Source organism: Serratia sp. 22278, from assembly GCF_052045405.1.
GTDB lineage: Bacteria > Pseudomonadota > Gammaproteobacteria > Enterobacterales > Enterobacteriaceae > Serratia > Serratia marcescens.
Genome location: NZ_JBQEOW010000002.1, coordinates 466399 through 481700 on the forward strand (window position 1 = coordinate 466399; position 15302 = coordinate 481700).

The 15302-nt window shown below is 60.5% G+C and carries 18 protein-coding genes; 7 read left to right on the forward strand and 11 right to left on the reverse strand.

The features are described from left to right. Positions 1–73: 73 nt before the first annotated feature. Positions 74–1639: an autoinducer-2 kinase gene (lsrK, locus tag ACTJJ6_RS06900; RefSeq protein WP_176063531.1), complete on the reverse strand. Its 1566-nt coding sequence runs from the start codon at positions 1637–1639 to the stop codon at positions 74–76. A 193-nt stretch (positions 1640–1832) separates the two neighbouring features. Here lsrK and lsrG point away from each other — a divergent pair, with 193 nt between their 5' ends. The 3 genes from lsrG (at position 1833) to ACTJJ6_RS06915 (ending at position 3793) form a co-directional block, all read left to right on the forward strand. Continuing rightward, positions 1833–2126 carry a (4S)-4-hydroxy-5-phosphonooxypentane-2,3-dione isomerase gene (lsrG, locus tag ACTJJ6_RS06905; RefSeq protein ID WP_033640998.1) on the forward strand — a complete coding sequence of 98 codons (294 nt, stop codon included), beginning with the start codon at positions 1833–1835 and terminating at the stop codon, positions 2124–2126. A gap of 87 nt (positions 2127–2213) precedes the next feature. Further along, positions 2214–3119 carry an O-acetylserine/cysteine exporter gene (locus ACTJJ6_RS06910; RefSeq protein ID WP_004939557.1) on the forward strand — a complete coding sequence of 302 codons (906 nt, stop codon included), beginning with the start codon at positions 2214–2216 and terminating at the stop codon, positions 3117–3119. A gap of 83 nt (positions 3120–3202) precedes the next feature. After that, positions 3203–3793 (forward strand): LysE family translocator, encoded by a 591-nt coding sequence (locus ACTJJ6_RS06915; protein WP_176063529.1) that lies wholly within the window; start codon positions 3203–3205, stop codon positions 3791–3793. Here the strand turns inward: ACTJJ6_RS06915 and ACTJJ6_RS06920 are convergent. Beyond that, a complete protein-coding gene (locus ACTJJ6_RS06920) occupies positions 3769–4596 on the reverse strand; it encodes an AraC family transcriptional regulator (protein WP_176063527.1) in 828 nt (275 codons plus the stop codon). The genes ACTJJ6_RS06915 and ACTJJ6_RS06920 overlap by 25 nt on opposite strands. 69 nt (positions 4597–4665) lie before the next feature. Here ACTJJ6_RS06920 and ACTJJ6_RS06925 point away from each other — a divergent pair, with 69 nt between their 5' ends. After that, positions 4666–4884, forward strand: coding sequence for a DUF7661 family protein (locus ACTJJ6_RS06925; protein WP_015377079.1), 219 nt, complete (start codon positions 4666–4668; stop codon positions 4882–4884). Positions 4885–4892: 8 nt separating this feature from the next. Here the strand turns inward: ACTJJ6_RS06925 and ACTJJ6_RS06930 are convergent, their stop codons facing one another. The 5 genes from ACTJJ6_RS06930 to ACTJJ6_RS06950 all read right to left on the reverse strand — a co-directional run bounded on the left by ACTJJ6_RS06930 (position 4893) and on the right by ACTJJ6_RS06950 (position 9166). Beyond that, positions 4893–5741, reverse strand: coding sequence for a PA4780 family RIO1-like protein kinase (locus ACTJJ6_RS06930; RefSeq protein WP_440801553.1), 849 nt, complete (start codon positions 5739–5741; stop codon positions 4893–4895). Between the two features lie 120 nt (positions 5742–5861). After that, positions 5862–7352, reverse strand: a complete 1491-nt coding sequence (gene amyA / locus ACTJJ6_RS06935) for an alpha-amylase (RefSeq protein WP_440801555.1) — start codon at positions 7350–7352, stop codon at positions 5862–5864. A 112-nt stretch (positions 7353–7464) separates the two neighbouring features. Further along, positions 7465–8121, reverse strand: coding sequence for a DUF799 domain-containing protein (locus ACTJJ6_RS06940; protein ID WP_016928607.1), 657 nt, complete (start codon positions 8119–8121; stop codon positions 7465–7467). Continuing rightward, on the reverse strand, positions 8118–8474 hold the full coding sequence (locus ACTJJ6_RS06945; RefSeq protein ID WP_016928606.1) for a DUF4810 domain-containing protein: 357 nt from the start codon (positions 8472–8474) through the stop codon (positions 8118–8120). Before ACTJJ6_RS06945 ends, ACTJJ6_RS06940 begins: the two co-directional genes overlap by 4 nt. Before the next feature lie 20 nt (positions 8475–8494). After that, positions 8495–9166 (reverse strand): CsgG/HfaB family protein, encoded by a 672-nt coding sequence (locus ACTJJ6_RS06950; protein WP_440802055.1) that lies wholly within the window; start codon positions 9164–9166, stop codon positions 8495–8497. 481 nt (positions 9167–9647) lie between these two features. Here ACTJJ6_RS06950 and ACTJJ6_RS06955 point away from each other — a divergent pair, with 481 nt between their 5' ends. Together ACTJJ6_RS06955 and ACTJJ6_RS06960 are read left to right on the forward strand one after the other, a co-directional pair. After that, positions 9648–10553, forward strand: coding sequence for a bifunctional helix-turn-helix transcriptional regulator/GNAT family N-acetyltransferase (locus ACTJJ6_RS06955; protein WP_016928604.1), 906 nt, complete (start codon positions 9648–9650; stop codon positions 10551–10553). An 84-nt stretch (positions 10554–10637) separates the two neighbouring features. Beyond that, positions 10638–11936 (forward strand): SLC13 family permease, encoded by a 1299-nt coding sequence (locus ACTJJ6_RS06960; RefSeq protein ID WP_049299487.1) that lies wholly within the window; start codon positions 10638–10640, stop codon positions 11934–11936. Here ACTJJ6_RS06960 and dapF read toward each other — a convergent pair. From dapF to bhsA (ACTJJ6_RS06975), 3 genes are all read right to left on the reverse strand, one after another. After that, positions 11911–12786 carry a diaminopimelate epimerase gene (gene dapF, locus ACTJJ6_RS06965; protein WP_016928602.1) on the reverse strand — a complete coding sequence of 292 codons (876 nt, stop codon included), beginning with the start codon at positions 12784–12786 and terminating at the stop codon, positions 11911–11913. The genes ACTJJ6_RS06960 and dapF overlap by 26 nt on opposite strands. Positions 12787–12899: 113 nt before the next feature. Continuing rightward, positions 12900–13157 carry a multiple stress resistance protein BhsA gene (gene bhsA, locus ACTJJ6_RS06970; protein WP_440801559.1) on the reverse strand — a complete coding sequence of 86 codons (258 nt, stop codon included), beginning with the start codon at positions 13155–13157 and terminating at the stop codon, positions 12900–12902. A 193-nt stretch (positions 13158–13350) separates the two neighbouring features. Continuing rightward, the gene (gene bhsA / locus ACTJJ6_RS06975) at positions 13351–13608 is read right to left on the reverse strand and encodes a multiple stress resistance protein BhsA (RefSeq protein ID WP_016928600.1); all 258 of its coding nucleotides are present in this window, start codon (positions 13606–13608) and stop codon (positions 13351–13353) included. A 176-nt stretch (positions 13609–13784) separates the two neighbouring features. Here bhsA (ACTJJ6_RS06975) and ACTJJ6_RS06980 point away from each other — a divergent pair, with 176 nt between their 5' ends. Next, a complete protein-coding gene (locus tag ACTJJ6_RS06980; protein ID WP_016928599.1) occupies positions 13785–14429 on the forward strand; it encodes a TetR/AcrR family transcriptional regulator in 645 nt (214 codons plus the stop codon). Positions 14430–14464: 35 nt separating this feature from the next. Here ACTJJ6_RS06980 and ACTJJ6_RS06985 read toward each other — a convergent pair whose 3' ends face one another. Beyond that, positions 14465–15283: a MetQ/NlpA family ABC transporter substrate-binding protein gene (locus ACTJJ6_RS06985; RefSeq protein WP_004939506.1), complete on the reverse strand. Its 819-nt coding sequence runs from the start codon at positions 15281–15283 to the stop codon at positions 14465–14467. Between the last annotated feature and the right edge of the window lie 19 nt (positions 15284–15302).

Here is a 15302-nt window from a genome sequence, read left to right on the forward strand (position 1 = left end):
AAACGCGGCTTGCGCCGCGCCGAGAGGAAAGGAATAAAACGGCATAAGGTTATGACCGAATGCCGCGTGGCGCTTATAGCCCCGGCGCTTTCCACAGCGAGGTGGTCAGGCCGTTGTCCACCAGCGTCAACTGATCGGCGTAGACCCGCCGCCAGGTTTCTTTCTGTTCCTGATACAGCGCGTGGTGGGTCATGTCCGGCTGATGCTCGCGCTCCCAGCGCACCAGGCGCTCACCGGTTTCGGCCAGCGATGCGTACAGCCCGGCGCCGACGCCGGCGGCGATCGCGCAGCCCAGCGCGGTGGCCTCTTTCACCACCGGCACCCGCACCGTCAGCCCTGTGACGTCGCTGAGGATCTGGCTCCACAGCTTGCCCTTGGCCCCGCCGCCGGCGAACACCAGCGAACGGGCCTGCACGCCGGAGAAGGCGGCGATCTGTTCCAGATTGCAGGCGGAGACGATGGCGGCATTCTCCTCCAGCGCACGGAACAGCGTCTGTTTGTTGCAGCGCTCCGGGTCGATCGACATGTTGATGAACGACGGCGCTGCGTGATACCAGGTTTTGAAATGCATGGCGTCGGAGAAAATCGGCATCACGCCGTAGGCGCCCGGCGGTACTCTGGCCGCCATCTCTTCCAGCAGGCTGTAGGCGTCGACCCCCAGCCGCTCCGCCAGCAGTTTTTCTTCCGCGCAGAAGGCGTCGCGGAACCAGCGCATGGTCAGGCCGGTAAAGAAGCTGATGGATTCCGCCTGCGCCATGCCGGGAATGACGTGGGGGTTGATGCGGATGTTCATCTCCGGATCGATGGCCGGTTCCGGCAGGTTGACGATTTGCTGCCAGAAGGTGCCGCCGAGCACCGCCGTCTGCCCGGCGCGCACGATGCCGAGCCCCAGGCTGCCGAGCTGCACGTCGCCGCCGCCCATCACCACCGGGGTGCCGCGCAGCAGCCCGCTCTCCTGCGCCGCCTGTTCGGTGACGCGCCCCAGCACGCTGCCGGTCTCTTTCACCGGCGACAGAATATCGGCGCGCAGGCCGGCCAAGTCGAGCAACGCCGGCCGCCAGTCGCGGCTGGTCAGATCCAGCATGCCGGTGGTGCCGGCGTTGGAAGGATCGACCGCCAGTTCGCCGCTCAGCATGTTGGCCAGCCAGTCGCTGATCATGGTCAGCGTCGCCGCCTGGCGGTAGATGTCCGGCCGATGGTGCGCCAGCCACAACAGGCGCGGCATGGCGCTCAGTGCCAGCGTCTGGCCGGAGTGCTGGTACACCTCGCGTTCGAAGCCGTGGTTGTGCAGCTCTTTCAGCTCGCTGACTTCGTGGCTGGCGCGTGCGTCGACGTTGGCGCAGGCCCAGATCGGCACGCCGTTGCGGTCGTACAGCACGATGCCTTCACGCATCGAGCAGCAGGCCACCGCGCGGATCGCCTGAGCGCTCAATCCTGCACGTTGCATCGCCTGGCGGATGCACTGGCAGGCCAGCTGCCAATTGCGGCTGAGGTCAAACTCCATCGAGCCGGGCACGCCCGGCACCGCGAGGTGTTGCCACTCCGCCTGGCCGTGCGCGATCTGGTTACCCGCCAGATCGAAGATCACCGCGCGAATGCTGCCCGTTCCTGCGTCCAGCGCCATCAAGTAGTTATCCATAGCCTATGCTCTCAGGGGGAGGAGTGTTAACTATAGATGCCGCCGCCTTACCCCGCCGGGGGAGGAGTGGGCGTCGCCGACGCGATTTGTGAGCCAGGCGGCAAAATTGCCGTTGCGGCAGGGCAATCGACGGGAATAAACCTATGGTTGGAAAGCGCCATGTTACGGCGCGCCGTTTAAACAAGGAGTTGCCATGCACGTCACATTGGTTGAGATCAACGTTAAACAAGACAAAATTGACGAATTTATCGATGTTTTCCGCGCCAATCACCTGGGCGCGATCGAAGAGCCGGGCAACCTGCGCTTCGACGTGCTGCAGGATGAACAGATCCCGACGCGGTTTTACATCTACGAAGCCTATCGCGACGAGCAGGCGGTGGCGGCGCACAAGCAGACCCCGCACTACCTGCAGTGCGTGGCGAAGCTGGAAGCGCTGATGACCGGCCCGCGCAAGAAGACCACCTTTATCGGCCTGATGCCTGAATAATCGCCGGCGTGTGCCGGTGTCCATACGCCCGGTTTGGTTGTAACCTGCAAGGCAAAGCGAATTTTCAATGGGATAAGCGGGGCGAGGATGACATTGCGCGATCGGCTGTTGGCGCTGTTGGTGGTGGTGATCTGGGGCGTGAATTTCGTGGTAATCAAGTTCGGCCTGCAGGGGATGCCGCCGTTCCTGTTGGCCGGGATGCGTTTTTTACTGGTGGCGTTGCCGGCGATCTTCTTTATCCCGCGCCCGACCATCCCGTGGAAATGGCTGTTGCTGTACGGCATGACCATGAGCTTCGCGCAGTTCGCGTTTTTGTTCGTCGCCATCAAGGTGGGCATGCCGGCGGGGCTGGCCTCGCTGGTGTTGCAGGCGCAGGTGTTCTTCACCCTGCTGTTGGGCGTCGTGCTGATGGGAGAAAAGCTGCGGGTCAACCATTTCGTCGGCATCGCTATCGCCAGCGGCGGCATGCTGGTGCTGGCGCAGGCCAGCCTGCATAAGCCGGGCAGCGGCGCGGTCCCCCTGGCGGGCCTGCTGCTGACGCTGGCGGCGGCGTTTTCCTGGGCGCTGGGTAACCTGACCAACAAGAAGATCCTGGCCGGTTTCCCGCAGCGTAATATTTTATCGCTGGTGGTGTGGAGCGCGCCGATCCCGGTCGTGCCGTTCCTGGCCTGCAGCTGGCTGTTCGACGGCCCTGAGGTGGTGCTGAGCAGCCTGAGTCATGTGCAGGTTGGCACCTGGCTGGCGGTTGCCTATCTGGCGTTTGCCGCCACGCTGTTCGGTTATTCGGTGTGGGGCAGCTTGCTGGGGCGCTATGAAACCTGGCGCGTTGCGCCGCTGACGCTGCTGGTGCCGCTGGTCGGGCTGTTCGCCGCCTGGCTGCTGCTGGACGAAGCGTTGTCGCCGGCGCAGTTCGGCGGCGCATTGCTGGTGCTGGCCGGCATGGCGGTCAACACCTTCGGGCTGCCGCGCCGCCGGGCCGTCGCCGTGCGCTGAACCGAACAGGGTAATTCTGTTCAATACGGTGTCGGCGGCGGTCGGCATTCTGGCGCCTGTGAATATTTTCTCAGGTGTCCATCATGAATATCTACCTTTCCATGGCCGCGTTTGCGCTGGCGGCTTCCATCACCCCTGGCCCGGTCAACATCGTCGCATTAAGCGCCGGGGCGCAATTCGGTTTTGGGGCGACCCAACGCCATGTGTTCGGCGCCACGCTGGGGTTTACCCTGTTGCTGGTGCTGCTGGGATTGGGCATGCACCAGCTGCTGCTCCTGTGGCCGGGGCTGACCCGCTTGATCCAGTGGGCCGGCGTGGCTTTTCTGCTGTTTATGGCCTATCGGCTGGCGTTTGACGACGGCAGGCTGGGCAACGGCGCGGCGCAGGCGCCTTCCTGCTGGTACGGCGCGCTGATGCAATGGCTGAATCCCAAGGCATGGCTGGCGTCGGTGGCCAGCCTCGGCGCCTTTGTCGGCGATGGCGACATGCTGTTGCTATGGCAGTTCGCCGGGCTCTACTTCGTGATTTGCTATGCCTCGGTAGCCTGCTGGGCCTATGTCGGCGCGATACTGCGCGGCCTGCTCAGGCAGGCGCGCAACGTACAACGCTTTAATCGCGCGATGGCGGCGTTGCTGGCGGCCAGCGCTTGTTATCTGTTGGCGGAGGGTTTTTGATACTGGCCGGGCGTGGCGGCCAACAGCTGTTTGAAGGTGCGCTGAAAGTGCGCCTGATCGGCAAAGCCGCTTTCGCTGGCGGCCGCGGCGATCGGCAGGCCGCTTTTCAATAGCCGATGGCCGTGCTGCACGCGGCGGTTGATCAGATAGGCGTGCGGCGTCATGCCGTAACGCTGGCGGAAGGCGCGGATCAGGTAAGAAGGGGAGAGCGCGGCGGCGCGACAAATGTCGTCCAGCGTCAGCGGCTGGGTGCAGTGCGCGTCGATAAACGCCGCCGCCGCTTCCAGTCGGCTATGCGGCGGCGTCTCCGGCTGGCGGACATCGCCCAGCCCGAGCTGCAGGGCGCTGAAATACTCCACCATGGCGATCTGTTTTTCCAGCGCGCTGCACAGCGGATCCGTCAGCAGCGCATAAAGGCGATTCAGGCCGTGGAACAGCGCCGGATCGCGACTGAGCGGCTGGCTGAACGGAACAAAACGCTCGCCTTCGCCGCCGAGCAGCTCCTGCTGCAGCGCGCCGATCCAGGCGAGATCGAGATAGAACATGATGTACGACCAACGGCGATCGGCGATCGGATTACAGGCGTGCGCCTGCTGCGGGTTGATGATCACCAGATCGCCGGCGCTAACCTGCATGCGCCGCTCGCCGTTGACATAGGTGCTGACGCCGCCGGTGATGGCGCCGATGGAAAAGAATTCGTGGCTGTGCAGGCTGTAACACGCCTGGCGGCCATCCGCGATGGCGCGGGCTTCGACGAATGGCAACTGCGGATCGCGCCAGAACTGCGGCGTTTTTTCACTCATACGCTTTCCTTTTCACTGCGGCGGCATCACAGTGTTATAGCCTGAAAGCGACGAGTGGGGGAATGGCGGATGATGATTTTTAACGTGTTCGGCCGTCTGCTGGGCGTGAAGCGCATCGGGGACGAATGGCGGCTGTTCCGCGTGACGCTGCCGGAGCGCAAATATGCTCCCAGCTACGATATCGTGCTGCCGGCGGATCTGCGCGAAGAGGAGATCGCCGGCTATCTGGGGGATATTTATCACGAGGCGGCGACGCCGCAGCGGCCGGAGGTGTTTCGCGTCGAATAGCGCGGCCGTTACTCCTCCGTATTGCGCGCCATGAGGCGGCGCTGGTGTTCCTCGCTGGCGGCCTGGATTTCTTCCAGCACCGAGCCGACATCGGCGCGCTTCTGGATTTCGCTGAACCGGCCGCTGAGGGCGCTGTCCGGCGTCAGATTGCCTTCCTGATACAGCGCCCAAATCTCTTTGGCGTATTGGCTGTCGCGCAGTTCCGGCGCGAACTGGCCGTAATATTCGGCCAGATTGCCGATATCGCGCTCGAACATGCTTTTGGCGTGGTTGTTGGCGGCGGCGTCCACCACCTGCGGCAGATCGATGATCACCGGTCCGTCTTTATCCATCAGCACGTTGAATTCCGACAGGTCGCCGTGCACCAGCCCGGCGCACAGCATGCGCACCGCGTAGTTCATCATCAAGGCGTGATCGGCGCGCGCCTGTTCCGGCGTCAGGATGACATCGCTCAGGCGCGGCGCCACCAGGCCTTCTTCGTCGGTGATCAGCTCCATCAGCAGCACGCCGTCCAGGCAGATATCCGGCTGCGGCACCCGCACCCCGGCCTTGGCCAGCAGATACAGCGCGTCCACTTCGGCGTTTTGCCAGGCTTCTTCCTGCTGCTGGCGGCCGAATTTGGAGCCTTTGCTCATGGCGCGTGCGTCGCGGCTGTTGCGCACCTTGCGCCCTTCCTGATAGTGGACGGCCTGCTTGAAGTTGCGCTTCTCGGCCTCTTTGTACACTTTGGCGCAGCGGATCTCATCGCCGCAGCGCACGATAAACACGTCGGCTTCTTTGCCGCTTTTCAACCGGCGGATGACGTCGTCGATTAACCCGTCATCCACCAGCGGCTGGAGTCGTTTTGGAATTTTCATGCAGCCTTGTACCCTATTTAGGCTCCGGTGTGAATGGCTTGCGCAGTTGATAGCGTAAGTTAGACCCGAAAGGCAAACATTAGTTTTGCCGCCGCGGCATCATTGCGCGGCGGCGGGCGTTCACAGGCTGCCTGTCGGCACCCAGACGCTGACGCTACCGGCGTTAACCGGGAAATGGGCGCTGCCCTGGTCGTCGGTGGTGATTTCCTCCTGGCGGTTACCGAGGAAATCGCGCCAGGCGGTGTGCGCCAAATCGGCGCCCAGCGCGACCGTCTTGCCGCTCTCGCCGCCGTTGGTCAGCACCACCACGCAGCCGGGGGCCTCGGCGGTGCCGGCGCGGCTGAAGGCCACGCAGTGGCTGTCGTCGAAGTAGTCGGTTTGCGGGCCGTTGGCGAAGCGCTGGCGGGCGGCGATCAGTTTCTCCAGCTCCGGGATCGCCGGCATGTCGATCTGGTATTCGCCGCCGTCGCGCCCCTTGTCGCGGTAGCTGGCGCCATACAGGTCGGGGTAAAACACGCAGGGTACGCCCTGTTCGCGCAGCAGGATCAGCGCATAGGCCAGCGGTTTGAACCAGGGTTCCACCGGCGCTTCCAGCGATTGCAGCGGCTGGGTATCGTGGTTGGCGACCAGCGTCACCGCGTGGGCCGGATCGGCGGCGGTCAGGGTATCGGTGAAGATCTGCGCCATGTCGAAGCCGTCGCCTTGCTTCGACGCCTGATGAAACTTCAGGTGCAGCGCCACGTCGAACAGCATCACCTTGCCGTCCACCAACTCGATATATTGTTGCAGCGCGCCGAGATCGTGCGACCAGTATTCGGCAACGATAAACAGGTCGCGTTGCGCGCTGTCGCGCACGTGATCCGCCCACTCTTTGAAGAACCAGGCGGGAATGTGTTTGGCGGCGTCCAGGCGGAAGCCGTCGCACGGCAGCGTGTCCAGCAGCCAGCGCGCCCAGTATTTGAGCTCCTCCGTCACCGCGGCGTTGCGGAACTCCACGTCGGCGCCCATCAGGTAGTCGTAGTTGCCTTTCTCGTCGTCGACCTGATCGTTCCAGCCGTCGTCGCCGTAGTCGTTGGCGATTTTAAACACCCCTTTGTCGTCTGGCTGCTCAACATAGTCGACGCCGCTGAAGCATTTGTAATCCCAGATAAACTCGGAATGCACGCCCTGGCGACCGGGAAAGGTAAAGCGGGTGTAGGCCAGTGCGTCGAAGCCCTGGTCGTCGATATCGTTGCGGTTGTTGGCGTCCACCTTGAACACGTGTACCCGTTCTTTTTCGTCCGCGCCGAGCTTGTGGTTGAACACCACGTCGTAGATCACCCCCACGCCGTGTTCGCGCAGCGTAGTGGCGGCATGTTCCAGCGCCGCCTTGTCGCCGTATTTGGTGGCCACGCTGCCTTTCTGGTCAAATTCGCCCAGATCGAACAGATCGTAGGTGTCGTAGCCGACGGAGTAGCCGCCGGAAGCGCCCTTGCAGGCGGGGGGTAGCCACAGATCGGTGATGCCCAGTTCGGCCAGGTGCGGGGCGCGCTCGGCGGCCTCCTGCCACAGTTTGCCGCCGTCGGGGTAGTACCAGTGGAAGAATTGCAGCAGGGTGGTTTTTTTCGTCATGAGCCAGCGTCCCGGTTAGCCAGAAGGAAAGGAGCAGTTAAAGCATGGGCTACTTTTGGCAAAAGGGACAAGTTTGGCATAGGCGGCCCGAGAAGGCCGCCCGAGAGACTGCTTAACGCTGGCTGGCGTAATGAGGCGAGCGCGGGCCATAAAGAATGGCGCCGTTCTGACCTGTTGCCGACAGGAGGCGAGTGTTGGCGATGGCACCAATGTCGAACCCTTTATCGCTGATGGTATCCGCGATTTGTGAAATCGCGGCGCTGATCACCATGCCCAGCAGGCCACCGGAATTGTTGTTGCCTTCGTTGCTGGATGCGGTGGCGGTGCCGGCCCACAGCTGTTTGCCGTTGCGCAGGTCAACCAGGCGAGCGGCTACGGTAACGCGAGTTTCGCTGCTGATCACCATGTAGCTGGTACCGTATTGCGTGACATCCAGGTACAGCACGGTGTCGGCGCCGAAAATCTGGTGCAGTTTTTTCGGACTGACAGCGCGGATGTCGTTGGCGTTGGTTAGACCGTTTTGCAGGAAGGTTTCCTCCACTACAGCGACCGGCATCACATAGTAACCGGCCTCGGCCAGCGGTAAGGTTGCACTGGCGAGCACGCTGTGGCTGGCTTTGACATCCGGCGACTGATTCATCGGCGGCAAGACCAGGATCGACTTCGGCTTGCTCTCATGGAATGCCGCATAGTCATAAGGCGTTTGCTTGGCACAGCCGCTCAGCAACAGGATGGCGGTAACGCTGAGGAAAGTGAGTACACGCTTCATTTAAAGCTCCCCTTATCCTTGGCCATCAGGAAATTCATAAACGGTGCCGATTCCGGGAACAGCGTTTTTTCCGTGTTGAATTCACTCATGGCTTGTCCGTCGTTGCCGGTTTTGCTGTACAGCAGCCCCAGTTGCGCATGCAGCCCCGGCGGTACGGCTTTATCCTTGGCGCGGGATTTCTCGACGATCTCTTTCAGCGTAGCGATCTGCTGCTCAGGGCTTTGCCCATCCTGCTGGTAGTATTGATAAAGAGAAGTTTGGTAGCCATCCCAATTGTAAAGCGTTTTCGGCGCGGCGCAGCCGGCCAACAGGGTCGCTGCAAACAGCGCCCCGCCCATTTTTTTAGTTATCATCTTTCTCTGCTTCTAGTCCGTTAGTTAGCAGGGCGCCATGCGCCGTTTTCGATACCGGTAACCAGGTTATTGACGGCTTCACGCACGGCCAGATCCAGCACCTTGCCGTTAAGGGTGGAGTCGTAGCTGGCGGTGCCCCCGAAACCGATGATTTCGCGATTGGACAGTTCGTATTCACCGGCGCCCTGAGAGGAATAGACGACTTCTGAAGTCTGTACGTTCACGACGTTCAGATTGACTTTGGCGTAAGCGACCTGTGATTTACCACGGCCCAAAATGCCCCACAGCTGATGATCGCCGACTTCTTTGCGGCCGAATTCGGTGACATCGCCGGTAATCACATAGTTGGCGCCTTTCAGCGTTTGTGCTTTCCCTTTAATGCCGGCTTCAGTTTTCAACTCTTCCATGTTGGCGCGGTCCAGCACGTTGAAACGGCCAGTCTGCTGCAAATGCGTGATCAGGATAGTCTTGGACTGATTGCCCAGCCGATCGACGCCATCGGAGAAGATGCCATTCATGTAGCTGGAGCGGTTGTCGAATTTACCGACGGCGATAGGGCTGCGTGGGCCCTGATAAGTGGTGTTGTAGGAAGTCACTTTCGGCACTTCCAAAGAGCGGGAGGATTCGGTCGCACAGCCCGCCAGCAAAGTGACGGAAAGGGCGACGGAACAGACGGCGAGTGATTTTTTCATTGGCATGCGATCTCTCCATGAGCATAAAACAGCGCGGGAGCAACCCGCGCCCGATGTTTCCATAACGAGCGTTGTCGCCGTTATGGAAGCGTCGCGATCCTGCCATGAATATGTAACAAATTACAACAAGATATCGGCATTAATGCCGCTATTAACATTGTTGTAACCTATTGTAATGCAATGGATTGATATCGATTTCTTCTCTTAACCGCAGATTTTTTCACGATTGTATGTTTTTTAACTGGTTTATTGTTTTATAAACATTAAATTAATGAATTTTTATTCTGATTTTTTTGAATTAATCAGTTTACTGTATTGGGTAATGTAACGTTTTGCATCAGCTCCTCTGTTATACCGGGGTTCATGGCGGCTTGATGATCCGTTAAGGTAGTGAGAATTAGGTAACACTATCAACTAAATCTCATTTTTTATCGGTAGTTAATTGGGGATATCAATTGTGAACATCAGGGATTTCAGAGCATTGGCGCGCAGTTTGGTCAGAGAATTCGGCATGTTGAACAAGCAGAGCAACGGCTCGCGCTTTTCGCCACTGCAGATCCATCTGATGATCGAAGTCAGCGAGCAGCCGCTGGGCGTCACCGAGCTGGCGGCCCGGCTTTGCATCGACAAGGCCAGCGCCAGCCGGGCGCTGCGCAGCCTGGTGGCCGCCGGCGTGATAGAAACGGTGGATCATCCTGATGACAAGCGGCACAACCTGCATCGGTTGAGTAAACAGGGCGGCAAGACGCTGGCCGGCATCGAGAGCGACGCCGACGGTTTTATGCAGGCGGCGCTGGCGCAGTTGGACGACGATGAGCTGGCGAGCACTACCGCGGCGATGAAAAAGATGACCGCGGCGCTGCGCAGCGCGCGCAAACAGCGCGACGCCAACCTGCGGGTGCGGCCGATCGTCGAGCGCGACGATGCGGCGATGGCGGCGATCATTCGCGACGTGTTTCGCGAGTACGGCATGGACAAAATGGAAGGGGTCAGCCTGCACGATCCGGATCTCGATCGGCTGACCGGTCTGTATCGCGACAACGGCGGCCACTACTGGGTGCTGGAGCGCGGCGGGCAGGTGGTGGGGGGCGTCGGCATGGCGCCGCTGGCCGGCGAAGAGCCCGGCTATTGCGAGTTGCAAAAACTGTTTTTCAAACCCGGCGCGCGCGGGCTGGGCATGGCGCGCCATATGGTGGTGCAGGCGCTGAAGGCGGCGCGGGCGGCGGGGTATCGCTACTGCTACCTGGAAACCACCGAACAGTTGAAAGAGGCGATCGGGTTGTACTACGCGCTGGGGTTCACGCTGTTGACGGAACGGCGCGGCAATACCGGCCACCACGGCTGCAATGTGTGCATGCTGAAAAATCTGCAGAACGACGATATGTGAGCGGTTTCAAGGTTAACGCCCGCGCCTTGTGTCACCCTGTTAACCGTTTGATAACAATCACAACGTTTTATCAGGGAGGAAACTATGTTGGGGGATCCGATGGCGCTGTCCGCGCTGGTCACGCTGGTGGTCATCGCGCTATGGGCCAGCGCCCGCCTGCCGGAGTATTTGGTCGCGCTGCTGTTCTTTGCGGCGGTGATGGTATTGCAGCTGGCGCCCGCCGCGGTGACCTTTTCCGGTTTCGCGTCCTCCGCATTTTGGCTGGTGCTCAGCGGCTTCGTGTTGGGCACCGCCATCCGCAGCACCGGTTTGGCGGATCGCCTGGCCAACCGACTCTTGCCGCATCTGGCCGGTTCCTGGCCCCGCCTGGTGGGCGGCGTGGTGGCGATAAGCTACGCGTTGGCGTTTGTCATGCCCTCCAACATGGGGCGAATTACGCTGCTGATGCCGATCGTCATGGCGTTGGCCAATCGCGCCGGCCTGGCGGAAGGCTCGCGCGGCCGCTTCGGTTTGGCGCTGGCGGTGGGGTTCGGCACCTTCCAGCTCTCCGCCAGCATCCTGCCGGCCAACGTGCCCAATCTGGTGATGAGCGGCGCGGCGGAAAGCGCCTACGGCAGCCACTTCGCTTATCTTTCTTACCTGTTGTTGCACGCCCCGGTGCTCGGGATCGCCAAAGGCGCGCTGCTGACGCTGTGCATCTGCGGCCTGTTCCGCGCGCGGCCGCAGCCGGTGGCGGCCGAGGCGGCACAAACCCCGCTCAGCACCGCCGAGTGGCGGCTGATCGCACTGTTGGGCATTACGGTGCTGCTGTGGATGACCGACAGCTGGCACGGCATCGCCCCCGCCTGGATCGGGTTGGCGGCGGCCTGCTTCTGCCTGTTGCCGCGCATCGGTTTTCTCAACGGCGAGCAGTTCGCCGCCGGGGTTAACGTGCGCACCTGTATCTACGTGGCGGGGATCCTGGGGCTGACCGCGCTGGTCAGCCACTCCGGTCTCGGCGATCGGCTGGGCGGTGCGCTGCTGGCGATGATGCCGGATCTGCATGGCAAACCGTTCGCTGCGTTCGGTTCGCTGGTGGGGATCACCGCGTTGCTGAATTTCGTGGTGACCGCCAACGGCGTGCCGGCGCTGTTTACTCCGCTGGCGCAGGCGTTGTCCGCGGGCAGCGGCCTGCCGCTGCTGACGGTGCTGATGACCCAGGTGATCGGCTATGCCACGCCGCTGCTGCCGTATCAGGCTTCGCCGATCGTGGTGGCGATGGGGATGGGCAAAGTGCCCGCGCGTGAAGGGTTGAAGCTGTGCCTGCTGTTGGCTGCACTCAGCTTTGCGCTGCTGGTGCCGTTGGATTATCTGTGGTTCAGGCTGCTGGGGTGGATCCCGTAAACAGCTCCGCGCCGCCGGCAAAACAATCTTCGTCCAGCGTCAGGGTGGCGATTTTATGCACCGGTCCGCGCATGCTGACCTGAAAATCGCCGCTGAAGGCGATCTGCAGTTCGCCGCCCGGCATCCGCACGCTAACCCGATCGTCGACTCGTCCCAACTTGCGCATCACGCTGGCGGCGGCGCAGCTGCTGCTGCCGGAGGCGAGGGTAAAGCCGGCGCCGCGCTCCCAGATGCCGATGCGCAGCGTCTGGCGATCGACCACTTCCACCAGTTGTACATTGGTGCGTTTCGGGAACAGCGGATGGCGTTCAATCTGCGGTCCGAGCCGATGCACCTGCGCCAGATCCAGTTTTTCCACCGGCACCACGCAGTGCGGATTGCCCATCGACACCAGCGAAACGCTTAACGTCGCCTCCCTCAGGGGCAGCGGATAGTTCAGCGCCTCCGGCAGATCGATCAACGCCGGCAGCGCCGCCGGGCTGAAATTGGCGCGCCCCATCTCCACGGTTATCTGATGCGCGTCTTCCGCCACCTGGCAACGCACGTCGCCGCCGGCAGTGTGCACCAGAAACGGCTGATGCGCCACGCGCTTGCTGTCGAACAGATAGCGCGCGTAGATACGCAGACCGTTGCCGCTTTTCTCCGCTTCGGAGCCGTCCGGGTTGATGATGCGCAGGGTGGGATTGACGGCGTCGCCGCTGTCGATCAGCAGGCCGTCGGAACCGATGCCGTAATGCGGGTGGCACAGCAGGCGGATCTGTTCCTGGCTCAGACGTTCGGCGACCGAACGGTGGCAGACCAGGTAGTCGTTGCCCAGACCGTGATATTTGTGGAACAGCAGGGGAGTCATGGCGTTGCTCGGCTCAGCGGGAAAAGGTCGCTACAGCTTACAACAGAACGTTGGCGTTAAAGCAAACAAAAGGCGGCCTGAGCCGCCCTTTTGCACGATTGCCGATCCGGCGATTAATTGTAGATGATCGCGGTGCCGTGCAGTTTGTTGTCACCGGTGGTGGCGATGATCTGGAAAGATTTGGCGCCCGCCGCGTCGGCTTTGGCCGCCAGTTTGTTTTCCAGGCTGCTCAGGTCGGACGCGCCGCTGACGGTGACGACGCCGGCTTTTTGCAGGTCGGCGGGTTGCGCGTTAACCAGATCGGCGGCGAAGCCGCCGAAAGAGACGGAGGCCAGTGCGATGGCTGCGATGGTCATTTTCAGGTTTTTCATGGTCTTATTTCCTATCTTTGTTCTTTACGATGTTTGTTTTGTAAGGTCGTTAAATTAATTAACGATCGATAATTTAATGTTAGATGCCGGTTTGACGGATTGCAAGTATTTTTTTAATGCTCATTAATTAATTTTTTTTTATACCCTGGCGTCGGGAGCCGAAATTATCGCGATCCGCTGGTTTAATACCTTGTTATTGATAGATTTCTGCGGTTCCGTGCAGCTGGTTGTTACCGCCGGCGCCGATGATGCGGAAGGATTTTGCACCGGCCTGATCGGCTTTGGCGGCCAGGCTGTTTTCCAGCGAGGTCAGATCGGATGCGCCGCTGACGGTAATGACGCCCACTTTCTGCTGGTCAGCCGGTTGGTTCTGAACCAAATCAGCGGCGAAGCTGCCGAAGGAAACGCTGGCCAGAGTGAGGGCTGCTAAGGTTAATTTTAAGTTTTTCATAATGTTAATTCCTTTCCGATAACGGTGAATAGAGGGGTTGAATCCGCTTCGCTAAATTATCTTAACGATCGATAACTAAATGCTAATCGGTTCTCGACGAGCGCGCAATATTTTTTTATAATGATCGTTAAGTTATTTGTGCTAACCCTGCCGTGGAGCGGGATAGGAGAGGAACGATGAGCATCAATGAAGCGGTCTGCGGCAAGAAAAGCCGCGGCAGACCGAAACAATTTGATCGCGATCGGGCGCTGGAAAGCGCGCTCGATCTGTTCTGGCGGCACGGTTATGAAGCCACCTCGCTGGCCGATCTGGTGGAAGTGACCGGCGCCAAGGCGCCGACGCTGTATGCGGAATTCGGCAACAAGGAAGGGATGTTCCGCGCGGCGGTGGAACGCTATTTGCAAAAATACACCACCTGCACCAACCAACTGTTGGAACAGGCGTTGCCGGTGGCCGAGATCGTCGAGGCCTACGTGCGTTCTTCCGTCGAAGTGTTTACCGACCCCGATACGCCGTCAGGTTGTTTTATGGTGTGCGCCTCCGCCGCGCTGTCGTCCGCGTCCGACGACGTCGCCCAGATGCTGCGCAAAAAACATCATGCCCAGGAAGCGGCGCTGAAAGCCTGCTTCGATCGCAAGGTGCAGCAGGGTGAACTGCTGGCGAAGACTGACACCGCGCTGCTGGCGAAGTACGTCATTTGCACCATTGAAGGCATGTCGGTGCAGGCGCGCGAAGGGGCAAGCCGCGGCGATCTGCTGCGGTTACTGGAGGCGTTGATGCTGGTGTGGCCGCGGCTCAGCCAGATTGGCAATAAGGTGTGACAACCGGCCCGGCTTTTACCGGGCCGTCTAACCCATTACTGATTGACCGGGATCACCGCGCCCTGGTACTTCTCGCGGATAAAGTCCTGAATCGGTTTGGAGTGCAGCACTTTGACCAGCGCCACGATCTCCGGCTTGTTCACGTCGGCTTTGTGCACGGTGATGATGTTGGCGTACGGGTTGTTTTCGCCGCTTTCGACCGCGATCGGATCCTTGGTCGGATTCAGCCCGGCGTCGATGGCGTAGTTGGCGTTGATCACCACCGCGTCGCCTTCGTTGTTGTTATACATCTGCGGCAGCAGCGCGCCTTCAACGTTGGCCTGGAACTTCAGGTGTTTCGGGTTTTCCACCACGTCGGTGATGCGCGCGTCCACTTTGCTCACCCCCGGCTTCAGCTTGATCACGCCTTCCCGTTCAAAAATAGACAGGATGCGGCCTTCTTCCGCCACCGCGTCGCGCATGATGATTTTGCCGTTTTCCGGCAGATCTTTCAGGCTCTTGTACTTCTTCGAGTAGATACCGATAGGCTCAATATGGATCGCGCCGGCGCTGACGAAGTCGTAGCTCTTGTCGTCGGCGTGGTCTTTCAGCACCGAGTTCAGGTAAGGCACGTGCTGGAAATAGTTGGCGTCAATGTCATGGCTGGCCAGCGCAGTGTTCGGCAGGATGTAGTCCTGGAAGCGCTTGATTTGCAGATCGATGCCTTCCTTCGCCAGTATCGGTTTAGCCTGTTCGAGGATCTCGGCGTGCGGCACGTTGGAGGCGCCGACCACCAGCTTGGTCGCCGCGGCGGCGCCAAAAGAAGCCAGAGTGGCGACGGAGGCGAAAGCCAGCATCAGTAGGTGCTTTTTCATCATCGTTTTCCTTGGTTAA